Below are 26,013 nucleotides of genomic sequence, written 5' to 3'. Positions count from 1 at the left end.
TAGATGAATTGAGGCATTTTATCTGGAAGCGTTTAGAGAAATTCAACACATCAATCGTTGCTTCTATTACAGGTTGGGATTTTATTCTTGATGCTTTATTTGCATCAGATTTTTCGTGAATTGGTATGACACCCTGATCTCAGCCCTTGATTTTTTTGATCAACGCAAAGTTCTACTTGAGATACTCATAGGTCATCTGGTAAGTGTGATAGTAAATCTAGCAAGCACCTAGCTCATTGGTGATTAGTATGTCACAAAATTCCGATGCCCCATCTTCTTCGGCTACACTTCGGGCGATCGCCCAAACATTCCGTCTCACAGGTTGGATTAGTTTTTGGATTCAGCTAGTACTAGGTGTCGTTTCCAGCATAATTGTCCTGCTCTTTGCCATTTTTTCCCAAAGAACAGGTAGTCCTAGTAATAATCCTGGGACTGGTTTTGGAGTCTTTTTAGCGATTTGTGGACTAGTTATTTTGGCTGCGGGTATTTATTTGGCTTTCCGTTACACCAGAATTGGCAGCCAATTGCAATCTTCCAACCCTAGTAACCGCCCGCGTAAAAGCGAAACCTTACAGGTATTACGCTTAGGTCTATGGATCAATTTAATTGGCACATTGGTCACACTTTTAGGAGCGCAGGCGATCGTTGGGACATTAGTGGCTAGGTCGATATCTCCGCAAGCCATCACTACGCAATTTTTTGATCCAACTCGGATTATTAGCGGTCTTGATATGCTTGTAGTTCAGGCAAACACCAACACCGTGTCAGCACACTTTGCAGGATTGGTCTCGTCGCTTTGGCTAATGAATCGTATCAACCGCCAATAATCTTCTAGACAAATTTCATATTTTCCTAACAGTAAGCAAAAGTTTATCTTTAACCTTTCCGAAACTCACTTACACAGATTTGTAAGAAACAAATATAGTTGTTAAAAAAACTTTCTACTCATAAGTAGTATCAAAGCTTACCTAGGATGAAATTTATCTTTTGAGGATTTCGGTATTATGGCAAATTCATCTTATACAAGAGGAAACCAACCAAGACACAATTTTGATCAAAATGCTTGGAGATTTGGTGTACAAGTGGTCTTTAGTGCTGTTGTGTTAGGACTCTGTATTGTTCAGTTGGTTTCCAAACCAAGTAACGATCAAAATACTGCACTATACTGGGGCGGTGTAACTAGCGTATTAGCATACTGGTTGCCTTCTCCAGGACAGAACAGAGAAGATAAAGAGCAAATGACAATTAACACCAGAACATTCACAGCTACTGACAGTAATGGACAAAGTGGAAACGATAGCATCTTGGCTCAGAGTAATTCCACAACAGTGACAACAGACTCTCAAAATTGATGATTGGGCTATAAATGAAGAATTCAGAAGTCAAGTGTTTAGTCGGACATGATATCAATGGATAAATTAGTTATGCTGAACTACTTCTAAATTCTGACTTCTAAACGGCAGTTGCTTTATGCCTGGAAACCCGTCCACCGCACTGCCTCCTCCTGTGTGCTGAATTCTTACAAAAAATCTTCATCCTCAGAATTACTATCCCAATTAGAAGCATTATTAGAACGGTAAACTTCGGTTTTGGTGCGGCGGTTTTCCTGTCTTATGGCTTCTCGTTCTCGTAATGTTAGCTGTTGCTTGTCGGGAATGGGCAACCTTTCCATTGGGCGCTTAGAGGATTTTTGACGAGTAAAGGTCTTCCAGGCAGTTTTCATCCCAACAACCAGACTACGAGTACCAACTTGAAGATTTTGGGCTTGTTTTTTTGCCCCATCAATGCCTTGGTCAACTTGTTTGACAACTTGGCCAGCACTTTTGACACCTTCGCTAACATCATTGGTTAAGTCAGTGATTTCAATACCAGTGTTGCGGATGGAGTTTAAAGTAGGTGGTAACTCCCGCGAAAGGGTGTCAAAAAACTTTTCTGCACTGCGGGCGGCGCGTGCTACTTCTTGTAAAGCGGGTATAGCCGCCACTAAAACAGCAGTTAAACTGGCGGCGACTAAGAGTAGGGATAGTCCCAACCAAAATAGGGGGTCAATCACGGTTATGCTATTTACGAGCGTTCCGAAGGTTGGGGAAGCGAATCTGAGTCTTCTTCAGTTGTTTGCCGATTCAAGACTTGACTTTCGCGCTGACTAGCATCTATACCAGCGGCGATCGCTTCCTTTAGTCTATCTAAAGTTTCATCCCAGTTACGTAATGCGTTGGCAGAAAGACGATCTGCCTGTATTTGCACACTTGTTGATAAATCTTCTGCTAATTCTGGGATGGCATCAGCAGATTTTTTCAAAAGTTTACGCGTTTCGCGTCCTGTGCGCGGAGCAATTAGCAAACCGGTTAAAGCACCGATGGTCGCTCCTAGCATCATACCGCCAATAAAGACTCCAGAACGGTTATTAGACATCTGAATTGTTTCTCTCCTTACACCCATTTTAGGTGGGTTGTTTCCCCTTGGTATAACCAGAATGATTTTATCGAGTTAATTTATCGTGACAATTTATCAACTAGAAATGTTGCTATTGTTCATTCCAGTTTTGGTGACTGTTTTTCTGAGCCAGAAAAAATTGGATTGACGAACATAGCGTTTCCCTAATCGCTGCCCTAACAATAGCAGATTAACAATTTGGCGCACTTGCTGGATTTTGAATTGTAGAGATTGGTTTCTCAGGCGGAGGTTACGGAGATTTTGCTGACTAATATCAAGATTTTGAGGGGTTTGAGATAGCAGAGTCTGGCTACATTTTTCATAGAAAGTTAACCTATCAGCGATGAATGCTATTCGCTGCTTAATTTTCCACACTTGCCAAGCTATGTAGAACAGCAGCAAGGAAATGAAGGTGTTAATGATGACAACTAATGTAACCATTGTTGAGGTTCATAAAAATTTGATTTGTTTGAGTTGGATGGCAAGCGATCGCTCTAAATTAAACTTGGGGAATAAGCGATCGCTGATAATAAAATTAATCTGATTGGCAAAATACCGATGGAAACTCTCACCCTCAACATACCACCCGCAGTAGGTTTGACAGACGAGCAGTTTTATCAAATATGTCTAGCCAATGATGAATGGCGCATAGAACTTACTGCTGAAGGCGAATTGATAATTATGCCCCCAACTGGCGGCGAAAGCGGTATCCGAAATTCAGGCTTGACAGCTAAAGTTTACATTTGGAATGAACAAGCCAAGCTAGGCAAAGTTTTTGACTCTTCTACAGAATTTCGCTTGCCAAATGGTGCTTATCGTTCACCGGATGTTTCTTGGGTAAAGCAAGAACGTTGGGATGCGCTGACACCTGATCAACGGCGACGCTTCCCGCCAATCTGCCCTGATTTTGTAATTGAATTACGTTCTCAAACTGATTCTCTCAAAAAACTGCGTGCCAAAATGCAAGAGTATCGAGATAATGGTGCGTGGTTAGGTTGGTTGATTGACCCTATCACACCTTTAGTAGAAATTTATCTTCCTGGTGTTGAGGTTGAAGTGATCAATTTCACCTTTGAACAACCACCTACACTGTCTGGTGAAGATGTTTTACCAGGATTTATCTTATCTTTAACTCAAATACTGAATCCTTGAGATTTTGGAGAAATGCAACAACATATTCAATCCCTTCTCATGAAAAGGAATTGAATATGAGAAAAGTTAACTTTGCTGTTAAAAACTAGAATCGGAATGTAGTCCGAACGATGCCAGTGTAGATTGTATCGTTGTTGGTGTTATGTTCGGGGTTAAATATTACCAGCAATCCGGGTGTAATTGAGATATTGTCATTCACTTGGTAGCGATACAATGCTTCTATCCGGTAGGAAGTATCAGAGTCTTCCCGACGGGCGCTAGTAGGGGTACGCACATTTTCGCCAAAGTCATTGTCTGTGACTTTCGGTGGTTGACCGAAGATAATCCCACCTAAGTTACCTTTTTTACCCAAGTCTGGGAAAGCGAGAGTAACTGCCCAATTCCAGATATCTGCTTGATCACCACGATTGACATTAGGTGAAAATGTAGTTTCGGCGATCGCGCTAGTATACCCAACCCAACCAGACAAGACAAATTTAGGATTTAAACGATAGCTGGCTTGAAAACTATAGTGATTGGCAGAAGTGGCGATTCCACGGGGACTTGCAGCCGTACTTCCAGCGCCAGCGCCAAAGGGCTGGTCAGCAAAGGAACCACCATAAAGCCCGGAAACTGCCACATCATTATTAGCACCGCTAAAGTAGGAGTGGGCGTAGGTTAATCCTAATGAAAGGTCTTTGTTCGGTTGGAATGCCAATTGTGCTAAAGCGCCATAACTACCATCGAATAAACCTCTTCCCGCAGTGGGATTATCTCCTCTTCTAGCAAGATAACCGCCAGATAAAGTAATCGCATCGCTGAGTTTGTAGTTCACACTAACTCCTGAACCAAAACCAGCACCTGAACCAGTGTTACTGGCGCGATAGATGGGGGAAAAACGACCAGCGCGGGAAATTGCACCTAAAGGAATTGATGCTAACAAGGGGTTGAAGTTGTTGAAGTTGTCGTAAAATTCTCCCCCAATTGCGTCAACAATCACGTTGAGTTTGTCACCTACGGGGAAGCGATAAAATAATTTACCAAGTATAAACTCGTTATTGGTGCTGCCATCCCAAGAGAGACGGGTCATGCTTGTACCCGAAACTGCATTGTTAACGGCGGTGTTATTCGCTTCTAAACGCGTTAATAGTTGGTCTTTACCAGTAAAGCTAGTCACGAAGTTGAGTCGGATGCGATCGCTAAATATTGTATTATTTGTCAAACGCACGCCACCTGTGGCCCCTGCTCTAATTCGGTCGGAGTCTATGGCTCTATCTTCACCAAACACACCCCCCACACTAAAAATTACCTCTCCATTGAATTTGGTGGTGGTGGAAAATTGCTGATTTTCTAAGATAGCAGTGCGATTTTCTAAGCTATCAACTCTTCCTCTCACTTCTGTCAGAGTATCAGCAAAATCTGTTTGCAGTTTTTGTAAAGTTGCTAAGTCTTCTTTGGTTACTAAGTCTGCTTTACTACTGGCAATCAATTCATTAACTCGATTCAAACAAGCATTCAAACCTGCGGCAAATTCATAACGAGTCAGGGCGCGATTGCCGCGATAGGTGCTATTTGGGTAGCCTGCAATACAACCATAACGCTCAACTAATGATTGCAATGCCTGGAATGCCCAATCTGTAGGTTGTACATCTGTCAGTTGCGATACGGATGTTACTTGACCTTGAATCTCGTTTTCCGAGTCTGCAATATTTGTCTCAGAAATTACATTGCTTTGGATTGTCGGATTGGCAGATACAGTTGTTGCCGCGATCGCATTCAACCCTATAACTATCGATGTTATCCCCAAGGAATGACACACAATATCAGACATTATTGAAATTGTCCAGTAATATTACTCAGGTTTTTCGTATCAATTACTGTATGTCTAAATATTCATCTTAAAAGTATTGAGCTATACAAAAAAATATTTTTCCTTTTGTTGGATAAAAATTTTAAAAAAGTCCAAAAATACTTTTATATAAGCTTTTCAACATATTAAGACAAAGAGATTTAGCTAAACACATCAATTCTAATAAAGCATGATTTTGATGTATTTTTTACATCACATATTTTTACAAATGATAAAGCAGCAAAATTCTGCGTCTCTGCCGTCTTTGTAGAGTGGTATCCTCAGCAATGAGTCCAACATCTCTAATTTTCTAAATCAGGAGATACAAAAGATGTCCGTTAGCAATTCACCAACCCAACTCAAACGCGAATTAGGAGTTGTTGGTGCAACACTGATGGGATTAGGTTCGATTGTCGGAACAGGTGTATTTGTCAGCATCTGGATCGCGGCGGGGATAGCTGGGCCGGCGGTAATTCTGGCGGTGGTAATTGGGGCAATTGTGGCAACTTTTAATGGTCTGAATAGCGCCCAGTTAGCTGCTAATCATGCTGTTAGTGGTGGGACTTATGAATATGGTTATAAGTACCTGACTCCGGCTTTTGGTTTCACCGCAGGTTGGATGTTTTTAGTAGCCAAGACCGCTTCGGCTGCTACCGCCGCTTTAGGTTTCGCTGGATATTTTTTGAATATTTTGGGGTGGAATAGCAGTTGGGTTGTACCCGTGGCTGTATTAGCCGTGTTAGTTATGACTGTAATTGTGTTAAGCGGGATTCGGCGGTCTAATTTGGCTAATACGGTAATTGTTTCCGTCACCTTACTGTCTTTAGGATTATTTATCCTAATTTGTTTACCTCGTGCAGCGACTACGGGTATGGCAAATTTGACACCTTTTTTTACTAGTTCTCCAGGGGCGATACTTCACGCCAGCGCCTTGATGTTTGTAGCTTACACTGGTTACGGTCGCATTGCCACAATGGGAGAAGAAGCGCGATCGCCTAGAGAGACAATTCCCAAAGCGATGATTATTTGTTTGCTGCTGACAATGCTGTTATATGTAGTTGTCGCAACTGTTGGTATTGGGGCTGTAGGGGCAGATTTTTTAAGTGATGCTACAGGAAAAAGCAACGCAGCACCTTTAGAAGTTGTCGCCCGTAGTATTGCAGGTTCAGGTGCAGCTTTGGTCTTAGCCGTTGGGGCGATGACTGCTATGTTAGGTGTGCTGCTGAACTTGATTTTAGGCTTATCTCGCGTGTTGTTGGCGATGGGTCGCCGTTCCGATGCGCCGAGATTTTTAGCCAGATTAAACCGCGAACAAAATTCCCCATATTGGGCTGTAGTGGTGGTGGGAATTGCGATCGCGCTTTTGGTATTTTTAGGTAATGTCAAAACTACTTGGTCGTTCAGCGCCTTTAGTGTTTTAATTTATTACGCAATTACCAACTTAGCTTCTCTCAAACTCACTGCATCGGAGAGATTATATCCAATATGGGTAGGCTGGTTGGGTTTGTTATCTTGTTTATTTCTAGCCTTTTGGGTAGAGTCTGCTATCTGGCAAGTTGGTTTAGGATTGATTGTGGCTGGGTTAATTTGGCACAAAATCCGGCGTAGAGTAGGTGAGAGATTATAGGTTACAGGGGACAGGTGAGAGGGGTATAGAGAATACTTCAAGCTTGACTATGAAATCTATGCCAAACCTGCTTGAAAAATTTGGGTTGGGGTGAGATTCAATTCCGGGAAAGTTTGGGAGATAAGTCGGTCATCATCTCGAAACTTACTGATTTGATATTCTCCATCAACTAAATTACAAACCGAGATTGTCGGTTGTTTAGGATTCCCGATAAAATTGCGTCCACCCAACGCCGCATAGTCGATAATCCAATATTCGGGGATACCCATCTCTTCGTAATCAGCAAATTTTAAGTAGTAATCGTCCCGCCAGTTGCTTGATACAACCTCAATTACCAAAGGTATCGATGTACCTAAACTGATGGTAGATGCTTTTTTCCATAATGGTTCATTAGCCAAATTTGCGCGATTTAGTACCAACACATCGGGAAAATAACCAGAATTTTTTTCCAGAGGTCTGACGATAGCTTGATTAGGGACAAGATAGGGAAGTTCTAATCGGTCAATTGCAGCACTAATCTTTATTGTCAAAAAACCCTTGACTTCCTCATGGTCTCCTACTGGTTGTGCCATTTCAACAATACTTCCATTATGTAATTCGTAGCGTACCCCGGAATTTTCAGATAGGCGATCGATGAATTCCTCAAAGGTTACTAGCTTTGGTATGGCGTGAGTCATAAATAATAGAGGATTACGGCTTGAAAATATTATCTCTAATCTAGTGGATTGCTTTATCTTGGCAATCTCAAAATATAGCAAGATAATTGAAGTGCAAAAATTTAAGTATGTAGTTAAATCGTGACAAGCCACGAAGAGAGTCATATTGAATCACAAATAACCTGTGATATGCTCCTTAGCTTAATGCAAAAGCAAATTTTGGATATTGAGCGTAAAGAAGCAAAGAATACTTGTGCAATCTTTCATCAAAAAGGTAATCGATTTTTATTCCTGTACCACCGAAAAAACAGTCCAAATTTAAGAATTTATTTTCGTGCTGAACCTAATTCAGAATTACATCTTCCACTTAACATAAATCTCCAGAAACGAACAAAAATTAATAATGCTTGGGAGAAAAATTTTCCTTACTTTTTTGAACTTTCACCATTTGATAATTTGGAGGAAGTTTCTAAGTTTCTCCTTAAGGAAGCTTATCCGCTTTCCTTAAAATCTGCTTCATCAATATTGAAAAAAGAACAGCCTGAACTATCTAAGCAGCGTCAATTAGTTGAAGCTGAAGGTTATTTCAATGCTGAAAATATTGAAAACGCAAGGCGACGAGTAAATACTTCTATTGTTCAGCGACAAGGACAAGCAGAGTTTCGGCGTAAACTGTTAGAAGCCTATAATTGTCAATGTCCAATAACAGGGTGTAATGCTGAACCTGCTCTCGAAGCAGCACATATCATTCCATATAAGGGTACTGAAACTAATCACATAGCTAATGGTTTGCCATTAAGAGCAGATATACATACTCTTTTCGATTTACATTTGCTATCTATTGAACCAGAGACACATAAAATTGTCCTTTCTCCTGAATTGTTAGCAACTTCCTACATAGAGTATATGGGTCAAAGTGCGTCTTTACCAAAACAGAAAATCACACAACCAGACCCAGTTGCTTTAGCAAAACATTATGAGTTATTTCTGCAAAAGTGTTCACAAAATAACCTTTAGTAACCTGATGATTCTGGTGCAGTGGATTGATCGAATTAGAAGAATGCCAACCTCTACATGAAAAATGCGATCGCTAACAATAGTACAGCACTACACCAGTTACAAGGATAAACGAGAATTTCAAAAAGCGATGTCTTACGACAAGCCGCAGAGTGTCTACGTATATTAGCAACAAAACTACCAAGGTACAGGTTCACCCAAATGGAAGAAGCCGCCACTTGGCCCATCATCAGGAAGAATAGCTAACTGAACGCCCGTTTTTGCTCCCTCGCTAATGTCCATCATTGCGCCTTCACCACCTAATTCTGTTTTTACCCAACCGGGATGAGCGCTGTTTACTTTGACTGGTGTATTACGTAGCTCATGCGCTAAGTGAACGGTGAAAGAATTAACTGCTGCTTTGGAAGCATTATAGGCAAAGGGTTTGGCATCATAGATAGGCGAATTCGGATCGGCATGAAGTGTGAGTGAACCTTCAATGCTGGCCATGTTTACAATCCGACCGCTTTGGCTTTTTAAAATTAACGGCAATAACGTTTGAGTTACTTCCACTAAAGCAAAAAAGTTAGTCTCAAAGGTTTTACGGATAATGTCTAGGGAAATATAACTTGCATTACTGATAATCCATCCCTCATCCAGTATTACCCCTGCATTATTGATGAGAACATCAAGTTTGCCAAAGCGATCGCCAATGTATTGAACAACTTCCTGAATTTGGCTACTGTTGTTAATATCAAGTGCGATCGCTTCAGCCAATAATCCTTCATTTTGGAGAGTCGTTGCTGCTGTTTGCGCCGCTTGGAGATTACGACCTGCAATCAAAACTGTTAATCCATGCTGGGCAAGTTGGCGACTCATTTCAAATCCCAGACCTTTGTTTGCGCCAGTAATCAATGCAATCTTGCCATTCGATTCATTGTTAACCATAGATTCCTCGTTTCAGGCAGATACTTACATCGGTCAGAGCGACTATACCATGAGATTAAAATGCCTGAATCTAGACAATTGGCTAGTTTTTGGTGCTTGTAAACTTAAAGTTTAAATTTATGAAAAACCTTACTCAAGATAGTTGTTAATTTCGGAAAACTATGATTCATCTGCAAATTCACACAAAAATCTAAAACCGCTTATCATGGGTGAGATTATCATTCAGACGAGAACAGAGGTTTTGATAATATGGTGGCTGATGTAATGACAAATTCAGTTCCCGTTACTGTTTTAACTGGCTATTTAGGAGCAGGTAAAACAACTTTACTCAATCACATCCTCACTTATGAACACGGTAAAAAAGTTGCTGTGATTGTGAATGAATTTGGGGAAGTGGGCATTGATAATCAATTGGTTATTGATGCAGATGAAGAAATTTTTGAAATGAATAACGGTTGTATTTGTTGTACAGTCCGCGGCGACTTAATCCGCATCATCGGTAATTTGATGAAGCGACGTGATAAGTTTGACCATTTAGTAATTGAAACTACTGGTTTAGCTGATCCTGCACCAGTGATTCAGACATTCTTTGTCGATGAAGATATGCAAAGTCAACTGTCTTTAGATGCAGTGGTAACAGTCGTAGATGCCAAGCATATCTGGCAACATTGGGATGCAGATGAAGCCCAAGAACAAATTGCCTTTGCGGATGTTATTTTACTTAATAAAACTGATTTAGTTAAACCAGAAGAGTTAGAAGAATTAGAAAAGCGGATTCGAGGAATGAATGCGATCGCTAAAATCTATCGCACCCACAACTCAGAATTATCAATGGATGCGTTATTGGGCGTACAAGCTTTTGATTTGAATCGCGCTTTAGAAATTGACCCCAATTTTTTAGGCGAAGATGCTCATGTACATGATGAAAGCGTTTATTCTGTGGCTTTAGTCGCCCAAGGCGCTCTGGATGGGGAAAAATTACACGCTTGGATGAGTGAATTATTACGTACTCAAGGTACAGATATTTTTCGGATGAAGGGTATTTTAAATATTGCTGGGGAAGACAATCGCTTTGTATTTCAAGGGGTACACATGATATTCGATGGTAGACCAGATAGACCTTGGAAACCAAGCGAAACCCGGAAAAACGAATTAGTTTTCATCGGGCGGAATTTAGATGAAGCCAAACTCAAGCAAGATTTTTTGGCTTGTCTTGTGTAAAGAGTGCTGAGTGCTGAGTGGGTAGTAATTAAATACTTTCTCTGCTCTCTACACTCTACACCCTTACACCCTTACACCCTTGTTTTAATGTTTGTCCGACAAGATTGGTTCTGTTGCTACATCACCTAAGCGGATGTTGGCTAACAAATCTTGCCATTGTGTTTTCAAGGCTTGATCTTGAGGATTTTCTTTTCTTAGCTGTGCTAGTGTTGTGATTGCTTCGTGCCAAATACCGTTTCTGGCATAGATGGCAAACTGTTGTAAAGGTGTTGCTGTTTGTAGTTTTTGGGTAATTTCTCGACTGAGGTTAACTCTTTTGACTACTCCTTCAACGTAAATAGGCGGTGATTGTTCTTGTTTATCGCAAGAAACAGTCAAGAACCAACGGTATTGTTGATTAACCGCTAACCCAGGAGTATTAGAAGGAAGAGAAATACTCATGATTCCTGGATGAGTTGGCAAAGCTATTGGTTGCTTATACAAGTCCTTTGATTGCTGATCTTGCAGGACAAACATAGCGGGAAGATTCACATTTTGGGAATATGGCACATAAAACCAAAATGTTGGGTGTGCTGATGTCGTCAATGACCAAACATTTGTCACTGAAGGCGATTCTTGAGTAAAGGGTACTAAAGCAGTCAAATCTTGTTGGACTTGGGGACAAGAACCGCGTTTCGCACCACCTAGCACCCTACCCCCAGGCGGTGGATCGGCGGGGGGTTTAGGTGGATTAAAATTCACTTGTTGGGATACAGTGTTCATATTTTGACTAGCCATTGGCATTGGTGTTGCTGCTAGTACCAAGGGTTGGCTAGTTAAAAAACCCGCGTAGGCCAGAGTTAATCCAAATAATAGTCTCATCAGTTGTAAACTCCAGTTTGTGTGTGGCTGAGACAGTTGAGTTTCCGGCGGTTAATTCTTCATTTTTTCAAGTTTTGCCAAAAGTTTGATGTGCAGTTTTGCAGGGAAATTACACTGGCTGTGCCTACCAGCAATAAAGCTGAAGGGACAAAAGGTACCCATATACCGCAGATTAATAGACTAAGACACAGTAAATAAAGTATGCCAGAGGTAATACCTAATGCTAAGGCCAACAAAGGTAGCCTTCGCCACTGCCAAACCAGTAATCCCCCAGCTATAGACCAACCCCAAATCCACAGTATTTCCCATCCAAAAGGCCACACTGTCAGCAAAGGTCGCTGATTCAAAACAGCACTAATAATTTGGCTGATCATGTGTGCTTGTACTATAACTCCCGGCATTTGCGCGTCTAATCTACTGCTGAATGGTGTCGCCCAGTAGTCAGGAAAATCGCCTCTAGCTGTCACACCAATCAAAATAATCCGGTCTTTGATGGCGTTAGAGTTCATCGGACTAGATAAAATTTGGGTGAGTGTGACTGTTTCGGCAATTTTCTGAGAAGCGCGATAGTTGAGTAAGGTTTGCCCGCTATTGGCATCAATGCCTTGATAACCGCCACTACGAGAAGATAGCCGGGGAAAAACGGTTTTACCTAACTGCAAATTTTTTTGGGGGGTAAATTTTGGTGCAATTCCCAAGGGCAAAAGGTAGCGAAAGGCTAATTGGGTACTTAACGCATAGTCAGCGGAACATAAAGATGCTGTTTCTGGGGTAAAAAACATCAAATGGCGACGCACAACTCCATCAGTATCATGAAGAAAGTCGCTGAATCCTTGCCGTTCTTTGGGAATTTCTGGTGGTGGTTCAATGCCTTTAGTCATGACTGTTGAATCACTACTTTTACACACACCAATCAAGTTATCAGTTTTTTGTAGCCGTTTAGCCAAGTCTGGCAGTTCGGCGGGAAAATCACGATAAATATCTAAACCGATCGCCCGCGGTTTGTATTCTTCTAATTTTATCAGTAAGGCATTGAGTGATTTATCAGACAGAGAAGTTCCTTTTAAAACTTCACCGTTACGGCGTTGGTGAACTAAATCCGCATCGTCAATTGTCACAATTAATAGCCGCTGATCAGGGCCTTCGTCTGGACGCGATCGCATCATTTGATCAAAGGCTTGGAGTTCTGCACCTTGGAAGACTCCTAAAAACCGCAGCCCTAAAACTATTCCTGTCATTGCCAAACTAGTGGCTATACCTAATTTCCATTTCAATTTGGGGTGTATAGGTCTAATTTCAATGGCTGGTGTGGCTTGAGGTGTGAGTTGTTGCCAAGTTAGCGGTGTCTGGGCGAGATTTTGGCAAATTACAGGTAGCCATGTCGCACAGGGAAATCTGTCTTCTAAGCCTTGTAAGCGTTCTCTGGCTTGGCGGACTGCTTGGTATAAAGGTTCTCCCCTAGCAAAACTAGTTAAAAAATACTTCAAAAATTCTTGGGCTACCTGATCAGGTACAGGTTCGCGCATAATGACCATTTGGGGAATCTGGAGATCAGCTAATTCTCGCGCCAGTCCCAAACCATCACAGGAGTTAAAAATTGCCAGATGCAAACCGCGTTCAATGGCTTGCTTGAGGGCATATCTTAACTCGTTAATGCTGAGGCTATCGGTTTTGTTTAAATAAATTCGTCCGGTGACATCATTTCCCTGACTGGAACTGTGTCCGGCAAAAAATAAAATATCCCAATTATGTCCCCAAAGATAATCGGTTAATTCTTGACGCTGTGGTTCGACTAACAAAGTGATATCGGCATTCTCACACTGTTGCAAAATGGCTAAATCAGCCTGAGTGTCAATTCCTTGACTATTACCGACAACGGCTAAAATTTTGACTTTTGAGTTGTGGGTACGGGGCTGGAGGATGTGTTCATAGGTGTGTGAGGCGATCGCTATTTCTGCTTTAGGATAGCGATCGAGTAATTCCCACAAATGCCAAGGCAATCTCTGCAATTGACTATTATCTGTTTGTAAAATTACTCGCACTTCATCCGTAGGCAGTAATTTCTCTAACCATTTCTCTCTTAAAGGGCGAAACTCTTCTGTGCGTAACCAAGTATTAAAACGTGCCTGGAAAACGTGGGCTAAATCTTGACAACTTTGGGTGATGGAAACATTCGTGACTTGAATTTTCTCAGCATCCAAGCGATAAGTATTCCCGATTTGGCGATAACTTGATTGCCAACGGGTGTAGTAAAGCGGCATTTCTGGGCATGGTGGTAATCTACCAGTGATTTCTGTTGTTGGGCGATCGCTTTCTTCCCCAATTTGAAGCGTAACAGCAAACCCTTGATTGAAACTAGCGTCTCCGAATTTCAAAACCACTAACTTAGCCATGACCGTCAGACAATTTTGGATTTTATAGCAAACAAAGTGCTGAGTACTGAGTAAAAATATGAGCCTCTAGTCTCTCTTTCCTCCAACTTTTTCAAATCATAAAGTGTTCTTGAATACTCATATCATCTAAAGAAATTGCCACAATAAATTTTTCTTGGATGTCACCGCGAAATTGCAATTGAATATAATTATCTGCACTTCTAGCTTGGGCTTCCAAAAATATCGCGCCTGACTCATCCAATACAGTAAGTTTTACTCCTTCTGGTAAATATACGTGATTACCTGTGGGGTGCAATTGTAAACGAATACTAGTTTTAATCTCTGGTTCTGGGCTAATTTCCACAATCAACATCAAAGGTTGATTAGCTATTTGGATACCCAAATCAATCAGTTTTGCCCGTTTAGTAGCTACTGGCTGCTGATGAGTTGATGATTCTTCAGTAGTTACACTACCACGAAAAGCATAATTAGGTCTAGATTCTAACAAGTCTCGCAAGGCTTCCACTGTTTGCCAGCCAGCATCCACTTGACCAACGAACCACTGGCTTAAATTTACTAGGGCTTGGGCTGGAGAAGCTTTTAACTGGGCGATGCGGTCAATTAATTTTTCTAGCGGTTGCAATTGATGCAGAGGTAGAAATTCATTGTCTACATTCCGAATAAAACCTAATATATTGGCTTCTTGCAGTGATTCATCTATTTGCACTACTACATAACCTATGCGGTCTTCCCAAGTTTCTGGGGGAATTGAACATAGCTGTTCGGCCGATTTTATTGGGCGACACTCCAGACGACCAACTGAGGCTATTTCTAGGTCGGCTACGTTAGAACATAACTGCATTATTGGGTTCCAACTATCCCCAACGTTGAGGTTAGTAGGAATCTCCATCATTTGCAAATAGTCATTGACCACCCATATAGCTAATGTATTCAATCGTACTTGCTCTGCTTTGACAGGGTTAGGTTGTTGATGGGCGAATTGTTGGGCAATTCTAACAGCTGCTTGAGTAATGGGCAATTTGATACTTAAATCATCTACTCTATTGGTGGTTTTAGTCATTGTTTCATACCTAGTGTTCAGGACGGTGCTGTAGTATCTATCGCCCACATTCAATAAATTTATGCCACAAAATTACAAAACAAAAGAAATTTCTGCACGTTTTTGTGCTTGCAGAGATTGGGAATATTGAAACGCAGAGGAGACGCAGAGTTTTGATGAAACGGTTGCTGTTCATTACAGAAAGATTTACCCCAGATTTGGGGGGTTTGGCGAGGAGTGCGACAAGGTTGGTAGCTTCACTTTGTCAGTTGGATGTAGAAGTTGATGTGGTGACATGGAGTCGTTATTTACAACCAGGGGAAGTTCTACCACCGGAAACTGTAGATGCAAAGTCGCGTGTGTATCGTATCGGGCTATACCGTCACTGGGATATGACTATGCCGCATACTTTAAATGTGCTGGAATGGTTGCACTCTTCTCATCAGTATGATGCAGTGTGGGGACATTATTTGTTTCCTAGCGGTTTTTTGGCTACTTGGTTTGCGGGAATGCAAGGAATAGCCAGCACTGTCAGCGCCCGTGGTAATGATATTGATAAGGAAATGTTTCCTCCTGGCGATTTCGCTCGTTTGCAATGGACGCTACAACACACTCAGTTAATTACGGCGGTGAGTGGGGATATGGCTGGCAAAATTAAGTTATTGAGTGGTAGGGATGATGTGTTGGTATTGAAAAATGCGGTAGATACAGAAATTTTTGTCCCTCAGCAGGTGATAAAGGAAATTAGCCGGGAATCTTTAGGAATTGCGCCAGAGGAAGTAGTACTAGGGTTTTGTGGAGAATTACGGGAGAAGAAAGGTCAGCAGTTTTTATTGAATGCTTTAACAACGGTACGCAATCAACGTCCTGCTTGTTTATTGATTATCGGTGAAGTGCGAACTAATCAGGAATCTGTGTTGCAAGTTTATGCAACTGGGCAACCAGAAAATGCCCAGAGGATTATTATTACGGGACATTTACCCCATCCGCAAGCAGTTGCCGCACATTTACATCTGTGCGATGTTTATCTCCAACCTTCATTATGGGAGGGAACGCCAAATGCACTGTTAGAAGCAATGGCTTGTGGTTGTTGTTGTATTGCTAGTGATGCGGGGGGTATTCCTGAAGTGATTACACATGGTGAGAATGGTTTTATCATGGCGCGATCGCAACTACATAAGTTAGGTGAAGCTGTATTAGAATGTTTGGCGATGCCATTAGCCAATAAATCGCACATTACTCAAGCTGCACGCGATCGCATTCTCACAGAATATTCTATCGCTCAAGAACAACAGCGACTTCAAAGGGTAATTGAACTTTTGATGCCTAATTCTGTATAAGCTGCAATTAAGGCTTCACCTGCAAGGTTCCAAGTGTAATGCTGTTCAATTCTATTTCTAGCATTTATAGCTATTTGGGCTGCTAATTCCGGTTCACTTTGCAACCGCAATACTGCGTCTTTAATGGCTTTAGCTGAACCTGGTTTAACTAACAAAAAATCTACTCCATCTTCACCTAATTCTCTGACTACTGGTAAATCACTGGCTATTACAGGGATTCCTGTCGCCATTCCTTCTAAAATCTTCAAAGGACAACAACCTTGAATTAAGTTGCGATCGTTAGGTGTTAAAGGTGCCAAAATTACATCAGAATTGTGGATATATTTCACTAATTCTTGCTGTGATAGTGGTTCTAATATTTTGAGTTTATTCGCAACTCCTAACTTGAAAGCTAGTTGGTTTAAAATTTTGATTTGGTCATTTCTGGCTTGTCCAATCACAGTTAAATTAGCTGGGATATCTCGGTTAAGTAAAGCTAAAGCTTCAATTGCTAAATTCACCCCTTGCCACGGTGAAAGTGTACCAAAATATATGAGTTGTAGAAAATTATTGTGAGATTTTTCTAGATGTTCATAGTAGGTAAACACATCTAAATCTACACCATTGGGAATTACACGAATTTTATTAACTATTACACCTCGATTTTGTAAATATTTGGCTGTAATACTGCTAGGTGTGATAATTAAATCTGCGGCTTCTAGACAAATTTGCTCTTGAGTATATAACTTATGTAAAAGCTCTCGGTCATCAACAATATTGGGGTAACGATATTTTAGTTCTATAGAAGGCAACCCATTGACTTCAAAAATTAACTGACGGCAATATTTTTGGTTATTCTGGGCAATTACAAACCCTTCATAAATTGAACGAATATGTATTATTTTGAATTGCTTATTTTTATTTTGCAACCACAACCTTAATAAATAGCGAAAAGACAAAATTCTCTGAATCAAATTATCACCGCAAGCTGATAAAGTTGTTTGTATAACTTGCGGATAATTTTCTTGTCCATCGATACATTCTAACGTCGGCGAAACTGTTACTAAATTGATGCCATCAAAGGCTGCTGCTAGTGCGCGAGAAAACGCTGTAATATGAATTGCGGCTCCCTTTGGCGCTGGCACAGTATCAAAGGAAATATAAGCAATATTTGATTGATTCATAAATATCTAGATAATTCCAACTATTGTGTAGAATAGGCATTTTCTCTCAAACTCTCAATTAACCTAAGATATTAGGAGTGAATGCCAGCCTTACATACCCTTCAGACATCAGATATAATTGCTGTACTTTGAGGCTTGATTGTTCTCACAGCAAATATAAACCTCAAATTTATTAAAATATATTGCAAAAAGTTGAAAGTAGTTGATATTTTACTATTTTTAACAAAACTCACATAAATTTAATTAAATTGGATGAGGTGACAATAATATGCCGATTGATTTAAAACAATTCCGAGAAAAATTGACTTATGCAGCGCAAGCCTCAGTTACTCAAATAATAGCTGACTTGCAAGAGATAGCAGAAATTGATCGCCTAGCAGAACTTAAACAAAAGGAATATGGAAAGAAGGCACTCTATTATTTCTTGGGCATAGTTATTGCACTTGGATTGATAATTATTGGATCTATTATCATCACTAATAATCAATTGTTGGGGTTGTTTACTCTTCTCTTAATTGTAGGAATTTTGTGGTTAGTGATCGCTTTTATTTTGGCATTGGTAAATAGAGCTAAATTTAGCCGAATCAATGTCATTAATTATCGCTATCAAGCAGCACAAAGAATCATGCAAATGCTGTCTAGGGATATGGATGCAAATACTGGTATTAGGTTACATTTATCTTTTCAAGCAATTCAGAAAAATGAACATAAAACAAGTACAATACCACATCCTACTAAATCTGGTTGGAAGATAGATAATTATCAACATGAATGGATCAGTATCCAAGGATTATTTTTAGATAAGACTCGCTTTGAATTATCTGCAACGTCTCTATCTAAAAAGCAGTACGGCTGGAAGCGCGGTAGTAGTGGAAAAAACAAATATAAATCAAAAATTAAGTCTGTAGGCTTAGATCTTCACTTAAATCTTACCTATTCTCAGCGTCGTTATGGAGCGATAAAAGTTTTTAAGAATGAAGTTGATAGTGCATTAAAATTACCGAAATTATCTAATCTGCGAGACTTAAGAGTAACAGATAAATCTCTGCATCTTGCTGTGAGAATTTCACCCAATGTAGCTGATAATCAAGAAGAAATTTATCAAACAGTTACAGCAATGTTTTTAAGTCTTTATCAAGTATTAAATTTAGCCAAAGCTTTATCTAAGTAGTTAGATAGAATTTTAAAGTCTGCTATTGAAGACTTAAAAGAGCATTGTAACAGTTGTAAAAAAGTTAAACATAGGTGATTTTTATGCAGTTAGAAATTAAAAAAAACTATTACACACCTGAAGAATATTTAGAACTGGAAGATAAAGCAGAATTTAGAAACGAATATCGTGATGGAGAAATTTTTCCGATGACAGGTGGCACTACCAATCATAATAAAATTTCCCTGAATTTAGCTGTGTTCTTAAAAATGGCTTTGAGAGGTAAGAAATATGAAATTTATATCAATGATGTGCGTTTATGGATACCTCGCTACCGCCAATATACTTATCCAGATGTGATAGTAATTGCCGGACAACCTGTTTATACAGGAACAAATAGTACGACTGTAATGAACCCTTATTTAATTACAGAAGTTTTATCTAAATCAACTAAAAATTATGATCAAGGAGATAAATTTTTATATTATCGCTCAATTCCTGAATTTAAGGAATATATTTTAATTGATCAATATAACTATCATGTTATGCAGTATGTAAAAACTGCTGAAGGGCAATGGTTGTTTACAGAAATTGAAGGTGAAGCAGAAATTTTATCATTGCAAACACTTGATTTTCAGATTTCTTTAACAGACCTTTACGAACAGGTAAATTTCGCTGATACTGATTCAGAAAGTTAAAATAAACAAATGAAGAATACAGCTTTGAAAATTTCCATCTTAGTTTTATTGATGACGACTATTTTAGGATGTAGCAGTACAAATAAAGCTAGTGTCGAACCAAATCCAGTAGCCACTCCTCCTGCTGTTGCGGAAAATACAACTAATGTCGCAACTCAAAGTGAGAAAATTAAGTTTAAAACTGAGGGAGGTACAGATTTATTTTCTCTTAAACAACAAGCAGATGGAGCCAAGTTAGTTGATAGTAAAGAACAAGAATTAATCAGAATTAAAGCTGATAAATCTGGTAAAGTTAAATTTAAGAATGCTGCTGATAAAACTTTAGGTTATGTGGTGACAGAGAAAGGTTACTGGAAGTTAGAAAATGCAGCACAAAATCAAGATTTATATATTCTGAGAAAGCAAAATAATGGTGCTTTCAATTTAGAAGATACTGATAAAAAGTTAGTTTATCAGATTAAGTCTGATGATAAGGGGTTAGAAATTGTAAAACCCAACAATCAACTAGTTTATCAAGTAAAAATTAAAGAAGGTAAAACTGCTTTAAAAAATTCATCGGGAAAAACTGTTTTTTATACAAAATCTAGCATTTTACCAATTGCATTTGCTTGCTTTGGCTTTGATGTTCTCAACCGCGAACAACAAGCAGCTTTGGCTTATGCTGTAAATTTAACAGGAGGACAATAGACTTTGCAAATACAGCTAACTTGGATAGATCCAAATACAGGCGATCGCACAGAAAAATTCTTAGAAACACCAGTAGCTATTGGCAGACAATTTTCCACTATGCCACAGCAAAGTGTTTCCGTAATTGTCATTGCAGATGACTTAATTGCAGATTACCATGCTTTGATTGATTGGCAAAATCAAGAGTTAATAATTATTAATCAAAATATAACTAACACCATCAAAATTAACGGTGTGCAGTTAACTAATGGTATTTTGCAAAATGGCGATCGCATTCAAATTGGTAGTTGTGAAATTGTCGTCAACTTTGCCAGTCCAGCGTGGGAATGCGATCGCATGGTAGGCTTTTTATTTAAACGCCGTTGTGGACGCACCGATAGAACCAACTGCCCAGACTGTAATGCGTCCTATGATGATGATTATGCTTATTATCCCGAATATGGTAGTTACCGTTACTGGGGTAGTAGTTATTATCATGACCGCGATCGCTATTCCTACGACTCTGAAACAGGTAATGTAGACTTTACCGAAGCTGATGCCGTCAGTTTAGAAAACGAAAGAGATAGTGATTTTGAAACTAATATGGGAGCCAGTTGAGAAAATACAAAACAAAGTTCAGAATTGTTGAGGATATCCCCCATCACTATCAGGGCTGGGATATTTTCATACTTCAGACTAGCCTGCGGCAAGCCGCTGCGCGTCTACACACTTCATACTATTAGACTTGACTAACACTTGGTTAATTTATGCCCTTGGGGGTGGTTGGGGACATCTAAACCGTGCTTTGTCCTTGGGGAGAATTGCAGCCAAAGAAAGAAAAGTTAGAATTATTACTAACAGTCCCTACGCATTACAAATTAATAACGAAGGTTGCACAGTCCATTGGATTCCTGATAAAGCTGGTGTTTCTGCAACTTGCCAGCAAGTACGCGAAATTATCCTCAAAACTCGCTACGATCGCTTAATTGTTGATACTTTTCCTAGAGGTTTGGGTGGTGAATTGGCAGACATCCTACCCCAGTTACAGCCAATACCGCGAATTTTAATTCATCGAGACATTAACCCAGACTATGTAACTGCCAAAAATTTGCGGTATTTTGTCGCCGAGAATTACGATACAGTCATTGTTCCCGGCGAAGGGGAAGACTTACCTTTAGCTAACTTACCGAATGTAAAGCACACAGCACCTTGGTTGATTCGCAATGCTGAGGAATTACCAGATAGAATTAGTGTGCGATCGCATATCCTGAAAGTTGATCCAGATATCAAAATCATTCTTGTGTGTGCAGCCGGGAAAGCATCAGAGTTGTCTTTGTTTACTCAACTCACCCTGCACCTACAGCAAAATTTCCCAGAGTGTGCAGTTAGAATTTTAGCTGCAAATTGTCCCGCAGATTTTCCCGAAGCTTTATGGGTATCACACCATCCAGGGATGGAATGTCTAGCCGCCGCTGATGTTGTTGTTGGGGGTGGAGGATACAACACAGTTTATGAATGTGCTGCTATCGGTGTACCTTTGGTCGCATTCGCTTTTGAGCGCTTGTACGACCGCCAAGCCAAAAGAGCAAGTAAAGCTTACAGAGTCGAAAATACAGAAGAAGCAATTACTACCATCAGAGAACTTCTAGGCAGAATAGAAGCAAGAAATAAGTTATCTGTACCAAGTTATATTAACGGTGCAACAAAAGCAGTGCATCTCATTTGAGTTATAAGTTATTTAAACATTCCGTATAAATTCTGTAGGCATCCGCAAATAAATGGTAAAACACCATGCTAAATCCCAACCTTGGCAGACTACAATTATTGGCGAGTTTTGAATTCTGAATTCTGACTCCTGAATTCTTCTTCCAGAGTTTATACCTTAACTTTTAAGCATTACCTGTACTGAATCGTGAATCTAACTCGACTGATTCCCATTTTTGATAATTCCGTTACCAGCTGGGCTGTAGAGGCGCGGCTGTTGCGCTGGTTAACCTTGATTTGGCTATTTTTTGGGTTAATCGTGCTTTATTCTGCATCTTACCCAGTTGCCGACGCACGTCATGGTGATGGATTATATTACTTCAAACGTCAGATTATCTGGGTGTTAGTTTCCCTGGTTATCTTTAACTTTATTGTGAATCTGCCGTTACGCAAAATTTTGCGGGTATCCCATTGGTTTTTAGGAGTATTTTTACTGTTAATTTTCGTTACCCTTGTGCCAGGGTTGGGTAAAAAAGCTTTTGATGCAGCACGTTGGATAGCCATCGGCCCAATTCCCATTCAACCTTCCGAATTAATTAAACCCTTTTTAGTTTTACAAAGTGCCAGACTGTTTGGACAATGGGAACAAATACCTTGGCGAGTGCGCTTAACTTGGATAGGTATTTTTGGTTTGGTACTCTTAGGAATTCTTGCCCAGCCTAACCTGAGTACGACTGCACTTTGCGGGATGACGATTTGGTTAATTGCCTTAGCTGCTGGTTTACCTTATCGATATTTAAGCGGCACAGCCGTCGGCGGAGTATTATTAGCTGTACTCAGTATTAGCATCAAAGAATATCAGCGCAAGCGGGTGATGTCCTTTCTCAACCCTTGGGCAGATGCGACAGGCGACGGCTACCAGTTAGTTCAAAGTTTACTAGCTGTTGGTTCTGGTCAAACTTGGGGCGCTGGCTATGGCTTTTCTCAGCAAAAACAGTTTTTCTTACCCATTCAAGATACTGACTTTATTTTCGCCGTCTTCGCTGAAGAGTTTGGTTTTATTGGTTGTATTGCATTGTTATTGATGTTAGCAGTATTCACCACTTTAGGATTAATTGTGGCACTCAAAGCCAAAAATCCCATTAATCGCTTAGTGGCGATCGGTGTCACAATTGTGATGATTGGACAATCTTTACTGCATATCGCTGTTGCTACAGGCGCTTTGCCAACTACAGGCTTACCCTTACCAATGTTTAGTTACGGTGGTAATTCCATGATTGCCAGCTTAGTTGCTGCTGCCTTGCTAATTCGGGTAGCCAGAGAAAGTAACGAAGCAGAAGTAGTACCATTACGCAGAACAAAGCAGCGGCGAAAGTTATAGGAAAGTGCTGAGTGTAAAACTGGTAGCTATAAGGTTTTTAGCAATCAACACTTTGCTAACCTAAGTGACTACAACTATATCAACCATCATGACAACATATTAGGGTGGGTGAGAGCGATCGCTTTCACCCACTCATGATTTATAGGACTCACGCAATAAAAAAATAGTAAAATGCCCCATGCTCAATAACAAAATTCCCAAAAAATGGTTCATTTTGGTGACACTAGCTTTGACATCTGCCTTGTTGCTGGTGATTGCATCTACAGCAACAAGTATTTATTTATATGGCAATAGTAGTAATAATATTAAGGCAGATGCAGCAATTGTTTTAGGAGCGGCAGTTTGGGGAGAAGAACCATCTCCTGTTTTCCGAGAGCGAATTAACCACGCCATCAACTTATATAAAAATGGCTCTGTGAAAAAGATAATTTTTACTGGTGGGGTTGGCAAGACTCATCAACCACCTGAAGCCATAGTGGGAAAAAATTATTCGATTGTGCGACAGGTAAAATCAATTGATATTCTGACAGAAACTCAATCTCGCACAACTCACCAGAACCTTAAAAATGCTTTGGAAGTAGCGAAGACTCACCAATTAACCAAATTTCTGATTGTCAGTGATCCATTGCATATGAAACGAGCTGTATTAATGGCGCGAGGGCTAGGAATGGATGCACATTCGTCTCCCACACCTACTACCCGCTATCGCAGTTTTCATAGTCAGATGGAGTTTTTGAGCCGAGAAACTTATTTTTATTTTGTCTACTTAGTGTTGAAAATTTAGCAGTTAATCTAAATCTGAGTTTGGATTATTTATGCCACTGTTAGCATTCCTCCTCCGTAAACGTGGTGTAACATTTTATTAGACGTTGGGTGAAGAGATCGCACTAATATTAGCTATTGTGAGTTGGATGATGTTTGTTGCGCCCATGAATGCAGAATTTGCCATGTGGTTGACCAATCCCGTGCCACCAAACTGGATAAGATATCGTAACCAATGGGAGTATGCACACGCAATTAATGCTGTAATCAAAATAGTTGGGTTTGGGTTACTAATAATTTCTGTGTTAGTTGAAACACCAAAAGGAAAAGCTACCCATTCTCATCAGTTGTAATAGGGAGTTGAAACTAAATAAGACTTAAAGCAAAACTTGAATTGATTGCAGATATCCAACCCGAATATTGGCGGCAGTTAGTTGAACAGAATATATGCGTCTCTCAAATTAGCCGGAAAGGCGATCGCATTTCCAAAACTTTCACAACATTTCTCTGTGGTTCGTTATTCCTCTAAAAACAAATAAGGTTTCAGATTTTTAATCCCTGAAACCTTTAATTTATAACACTTTTATCTTAGTGCGGATGAAAGGACTTGAACCTTCACTCCTCTCGGAACTAGAACCTAAATCTAGCGCGTCTGCCAATTCCGCCACATCCGCATCAATCAACTATCCTAGTATAGCTTATTTTTTAGGGAATAGAAACCACTGAATCATCAAATTGCCAAATAAATTTGAAATATTTCCCTCGATTCTTGGGCTTTTCTATTCCCCATCCCACTAGATGACTCCGACACGCGGTAGGCGATGCTTAAATCCACACAAAATTTCCCAAGAAATCGTGTTTAATTGTTCTGCCCAATCATCAGCGGTGATTTGTTCTGTTCCTTGGTCGCCGAGTAAAGTTACAATTTCCCCTTCTTGAATATTAGGTATTTTACTGATATCGATCATCAACTGATCCATTGTAATTGCGCCAATTTGCGGCACTCGCTGACCTCGCAACAACACCTCCATCTTGTTGGAAAGGTTGCGCGGTATACCATCAGCGTAGCCGATAGCTACAACCGCAAGACGCATTTCTCGGTCAGCCACAAATTTATGACCGTAGCTAACACCAGTCCCAGCGGCGATGGTTTTCACTTGGGTGACGCGTGCTTTTACCTGTAACACAGGCTTTAAGTGAATTTTGTGTTGTAAATGAGGTGTGGGAGCAAGACCGTAAACGCCTAAACCGACTCTTACCATGTCATAGTGCAGTTGGGAATCTGCAAGAGTAGCAGCAGTGTTGGCTAAATGCAAGCTAGGAATTTTGATACCGATTTTTTGAATTTGGGTGATCGCACTTTTAAATCTTCGATGCTGTTCTTCCATAATGGCAGGGTCAGGACTATCAGCAGTGGCTAAGTGAGAGTAAATACTTTTCATAGTCAAATGCGGTAAGCGTTCGACTAACTGCACAAACTCGGCTGCGTCTTGCCAATTCGTGCCTAACCGAGACATTCCTGTATCTAATTTAATATGTACAGATACGGGGGAACCGTAGTTAATTGCTTCTAAAATATTGGAAAAAATTAAAGCTTGTTTGGGACTGCATAATGTTGGCTGGAGTTTCCAATGGGCGATCGCATGAATTTGCTCTGGTGTCTGAGTAGCCCCTAAAATCAATATCGGCGCTTGTATTCCTGCTTCCCGTAATTGAATCCCCTCTGGAACAGTGGCAACTCCTAACCAAGTCGCTCCCGATTGTAATGCTGTTTGCGCGACTGTAACTGCTCCATGTCCATAAGCGTCAGCTTTAACTACCGCCATCAACTGAGTACGTGGTGATAACAACTGCTTTAGTTGCTGTACATTATGGGATAACGCATCTAAATCAATTTCTACCCAAGCACGCTGGGAAAACCACGCATAGGTGTCGCACTGCTGATTCTGATTCGATGCCACACCAGTCATTTGATCGCGACCTAACATATTT

General features: G+C 40.3%; 27 protein-coding genes and 1 tRNA gene. 16 read left to right on the top strand and 12 right to left on the bottom strand.

Annotation, left to right across the window (positions count from 1 at the left end; translation table 11 throughout):
- The first annotated feature begins 248 nt into the window (after positions 1-248).
- Both IQ244_RS26490 and IQ244_RS26485 read left to right on the top strand, forming a co-directional pair.
- Positions 249-827, top strand: coding sequence for a DUF3611 family protein (locus tag IQ244_RS26490; protein ID WP_193899557.1), 579 nt, complete (start codon positions 249-251; stop codon positions 825-827).
- 177 nt (positions 828-1,004) lie between these two features.
- Entirely contained in the window at positions 1,005-1,352 is a 348-nt protein-coding gene (locus tag IQ244_RS26485) for a hypothetical protein (protein ID WP_193899555.1), read from the top strand.
- A gap of 167 nt (positions 1,353-1,519) precedes the next feature.
- Here the strand turns inward: IQ244_RS26485 and IQ244_RS26480 are convergent, their stop codons facing one another.
- From IQ244_RS26480 to IQ244_RS26470, 3 genes are all read right to left on the bottom strand, one after another.
- The gene (locus tag IQ244_RS26480) at positions 1,520-2,053 is read right to left on the bottom strand and encodes a hypothetical protein (protein WP_193899553.1); all 534 of its coding nucleotides are present in this window, start codon (positions 2,051-2,053) and stop codon (positions 1,520-1,522) included.
- 11 nt (positions 2,054-2,064) lie between these two features.
- Positions 2,065-2,415, bottom strand: coding sequence for a YtxH domain-containing protein (locus IQ244_RS26475; RefSeq protein ID WP_193899550.1), 351 nt, complete (start codon positions 2,413-2,415; stop codon positions 2,065-2,067).
- Between the two features lie 96 nt (positions 2,416-2,511).
- Positions 2,512-2,877, bottom strand: a complete 366-nt coding sequence (locus IQ244_RS26470) for a hypothetical protein (protein WP_193899548.1) — start codon at positions 2,875-2,877, stop codon at positions 2,512-2,514.
- Between the two features lie 117 nt (positions 2,878-2,994).
- Between IQ244_RS26470 and IQ244_RS26465 the strand changes: the two genes are divergently transcribed.
- Positions 2,995-3,588 (top strand): Uma2 family endonuclease, encoded by a 594-nt coding sequence (locus tag IQ244_RS26465; RefSeq protein ID WP_193899546.1) that lies wholly within the window; start codon positions 2,995-2,997, stop codon positions 3,586-3,588.
- A gap of 85 nt (positions 3,589-3,673) precedes the next feature.
- Here IQ244_RS26465 and IQ244_RS26460 read toward each other — a convergent pair whose 3' ends face one another.
- On the bottom strand, positions 3,674-5,398 hold the full coding sequence (locus IQ244_RS26460; protein ID WP_193899544.1) for an iron uptake porin: 1,725 nt from the start codon (positions 5,396-5,398) through the stop codon (positions 3,674-3,676).
- Positions 5,399-5,747: 349 nt separating this feature from the next.
- Between IQ244_RS26460 and IQ244_RS26455 the strand changes: the two genes are divergently transcribed.
- Complete coding sequence (locus IQ244_RS26455) at positions 5,748-7,043, top strand: APC family permease (protein ID WP_193899542.1); 1,296 nt, start codon at positions 5,748-5,750, stop codon at positions 7,041-7,043.
- Positions 7,044-7,099: 56 nt separating this feature from the next.
- Here IQ244_RS26455 and IQ244_RS26450 read toward each other — a convergent pair whose 3' ends face one another.
- Positions 7,100-7,720, bottom strand: coding sequence for a Uma2 family endonuclease (locus tag IQ244_RS26450; RefSeq protein WP_193899540.1), 621 nt, complete (start codon positions 7,718-7,720; stop codon positions 7,100-7,102).
- A 183-nt stretch (positions 7,721-7,903) separates the two neighbouring features.
- Between IQ244_RS26450 and IQ244_RS26445 the strand changes: the two genes are divergently transcribed.
- On the top strand, positions 7,904-8,716 hold the full coding sequence (locus IQ244_RS26445) for an HNH endonuclease (RefSeq protein WP_193899538.1): 813 nt from the start codon (positions 7,904-7,906) through the stop codon (positions 8,714-8,716).
- 177 nt (positions 8,717-8,893) lie between these two features.
- On the opposite strand, the gene IQ244_RS26440 is transcribed toward IQ244_RS26445, so the two are convergent.
- Positions 8,894-9,643, bottom strand: a complete 750-nt coding sequence (locus tag IQ244_RS26440) for an SDR family oxidoreductase (RefSeq protein ID WP_193899536.1) — start codon at positions 9,641-9,643, stop codon at positions 8,894-8,896.
- 249 nt (positions 9,644-9,892) lie between these two features.
- On the opposite strand from IQ244_RS26440, the gene IQ244_RS26435 reads away from it, so the two are divergent.
- Positions 9,893-10,864, top strand: coding sequence for a CobW family GTP-binding protein (locus IQ244_RS26435; RefSeq protein WP_193899534.1), 972 nt, complete (start codon positions 9,893-9,895; stop codon positions 10,862-10,864).
- 84 nt (positions 10,865-10,948) lie between these two features.
- On the opposite strand, the gene IQ244_RS26430 is transcribed toward IQ244_RS26435, so the two are convergent.
- The 3 genes from IQ244_RS26430 to IQ244_RS26420 all read right to left on the bottom strand — a co-directional run bounded on the left by IQ244_RS26430 (position 10,949) and on the right by IQ244_RS26420 (position 15,178).
- Positions 10,949-11,725 (bottom strand): DUF928 domain-containing protein, encoded by a 777-nt coding sequence (locus IQ244_RS26430; RefSeq protein ID WP_193899532.1) that lies wholly within the window; start codon positions 11,723-11,725, stop codon positions 10,949-10,951.
- A gap of 59 nt (positions 11,726-11,784) precedes the next feature.
- On the bottom strand, positions 11,785-14,118 hold the full coding sequence (locus tag IQ244_RS26425; RefSeq protein WP_193899530.1) for a CHASE2 domain-containing protein: 2,334 nt from the start codon (positions 14,116-14,118) through the stop codon (positions 11,785-11,787).
- A gap of 91 nt (positions 14,119-14,209) precedes the next feature.
- Positions 14,210-15,178 (bottom strand): DUF1822 family protein, encoded by a 969-nt coding sequence (locus tag IQ244_RS26420; RefSeq protein WP_193899528.1) that lies wholly within the window; start codon positions 15,176-15,178, stop codon positions 14,210-14,212.
- Between the two features lie 155 nt (positions 15,179-15,333).
- Between IQ244_RS26420 and IQ244_RS26415 the strand changes: the two genes are divergently transcribed.
- Positions 15,334-16,497 carry a glycosyltransferase family 4 protein gene (locus IQ244_RS26415; RefSeq protein WP_193899526.1) on the top strand — a complete coding sequence of 388 codons (1,164 nt, stop codon included), beginning with the start codon at positions 15,334-15,336 and terminating at the stop codon, positions 16,495-16,497.
- Here the strand turns inward: IQ244_RS26415 and IQ244_RS26410 are convergent.
- Positions 16,458-17,660, bottom strand: coding sequence for a glycosyltransferase family 4 protein (locus tag IQ244_RS26410; RefSeq protein WP_193899524.1), 1,203 nt, complete (start codon positions 17,658-17,660; stop codon positions 16,458-16,460). The genes IQ244_RS26415 and IQ244_RS26410 overlap by 40 nt on opposite strands.
- A gap of 268 nt (positions 17,661-17,928) precedes the next feature.
- Between IQ244_RS26410 and IQ244_RS26405 the strand changes: the two genes are divergently transcribed.
- From IQ244_RS26405 to IQ244_RS33075, 9 genes are all read left to right on the top strand, one after another.
- Positions 17,929-18,831, top strand: a complete 903-nt coding sequence (locus IQ244_RS26405) for a hypothetical protein (RefSeq protein ID WP_193899522.1) — start codon at positions 17,929-17,931, stop codon at positions 18,829-18,831.
- An 83-nt stretch (positions 18,832-18,914) separates the two neighbouring features.
- Positions 18,915-19,508, top strand: a complete 594-nt coding sequence (locus tag IQ244_RS26400; RefSeq protein ID WP_193899520.1) for a Uma2 family endonuclease — start codon at positions 18,915-18,917, stop codon at positions 19,506-19,508.
- A gap of 9 nt (positions 19,509-19,517) precedes the next feature.
- Positions 19,518-20,195 carry a hypothetical protein gene (locus IQ244_RS26395; RefSeq protein ID WP_193899518.1) on the top strand — a complete coding sequence of 226 codons (678 nt, stop codon included), beginning with the start codon at positions 19,518-19,520 and terminating at the stop codon, positions 20,193-20,195.
- A 3-nt stretch (positions 20,196-20,198) separates the two neighbouring features.
- On the top strand, positions 20,199-20,792 hold the full coding sequence (locus IQ244_RS26390; protein WP_193899516.1) for an FHA domain-containing protein: 594 nt from the start codon (positions 20,199-20,201) through the stop codon (positions 20,790-20,792).
- 127 nt (positions 20,793-20,919) lie between these two features.
- Positions 20,920-21,900 carry a UDP-N-acetylglucosamine--LPS N-acetylglucosamine transferase gene (locus IQ244_RS26385; protein ID WP_193899514.1) on the top strand — a complete coding sequence of 327 codons (981 nt, stop codon included), beginning with the start codon at positions 20,920-20,922 and terminating at the stop codon, positions 21,898-21,900.
- Between the two features lie 186 nt (positions 21,901-22,086).
- Positions 22,087-23,259 carry an FtsW/RodA/SpoVE family cell cycle protein gene (locus IQ244_RS26380; protein WP_193899512.1) on the top strand — a complete coding sequence of 391 codons (1,173 nt, stop codon included), beginning with the start codon at positions 22,087-22,089 and terminating at the stop codon, positions 23,257-23,259.
- A 178-nt stretch (positions 23,260-23,437) separates the two neighbouring features.
- A complete protein-coding gene (locus IQ244_RS26375; protein ID WP_193899510.1) occupies positions 23,438-24,043 on the top strand; it encodes a YdcF family protein in 606 nt (201 codons plus the stop codon).
- A 127-nt stretch (positions 24,044-24,170) separates the two neighbouring features.
- On the top strand, positions 24,171-24,374 hold the full coding sequence (locus IQ244_RS26370) for a hypothetical protein (protein WP_193899507.1): 204 nt from the start codon (positions 24,171-24,173) through the stop codon (positions 24,372-24,374).
- Positions 24,375-24,415: 41 nt separating this feature from the next.
- Entirely contained in the window at positions 24,416-24,550 is a 135-nt protein-coding gene (locus tag IQ244_RS33075) for a hypothetical protein (RefSeq protein ID WP_265578955.1), read from the top strand.
- Positions 24,551-24,613: 63 nt separating this feature from the next.
- On the opposite strand, the gene IQ244_RS26365 is transcribed toward IQ244_RS33075, so the two are convergent.
- Both IQ244_RS26365 and alr read right to left on the bottom strand, forming a co-directional pair.
- Positions 24,614-24,695: transfer RNA gene (locus IQ244_RS26365), tRNA-Leu, on the bottom strand.
- 120 nt (positions 24,696-24,815) lie between these two features.
- Positions 24,816-26,009, bottom strand: coding sequence for an alanine racemase (alr, locus tag IQ244_RS26360; RefSeq protein ID WP_193899505.1), 1,194 nt, complete (start codon positions 26,007-26,009; stop codon positions 24,816-24,818).
- Positions 26,010-26,013: the final 4 nt, after the last annotated feature.

The organism is Nostoc sp. LEGE 06077 (genome assembly GCF_015207705.1).
Classification (GTDB): Bacteria; Cyanobacteriota; Cyanobacteriia; order Cyanobacteriales; family Nostocaceae; genus Nostoc_B.
This window is presented reverse-complemented; position numbering and strand designations above follow the sequence as displayed.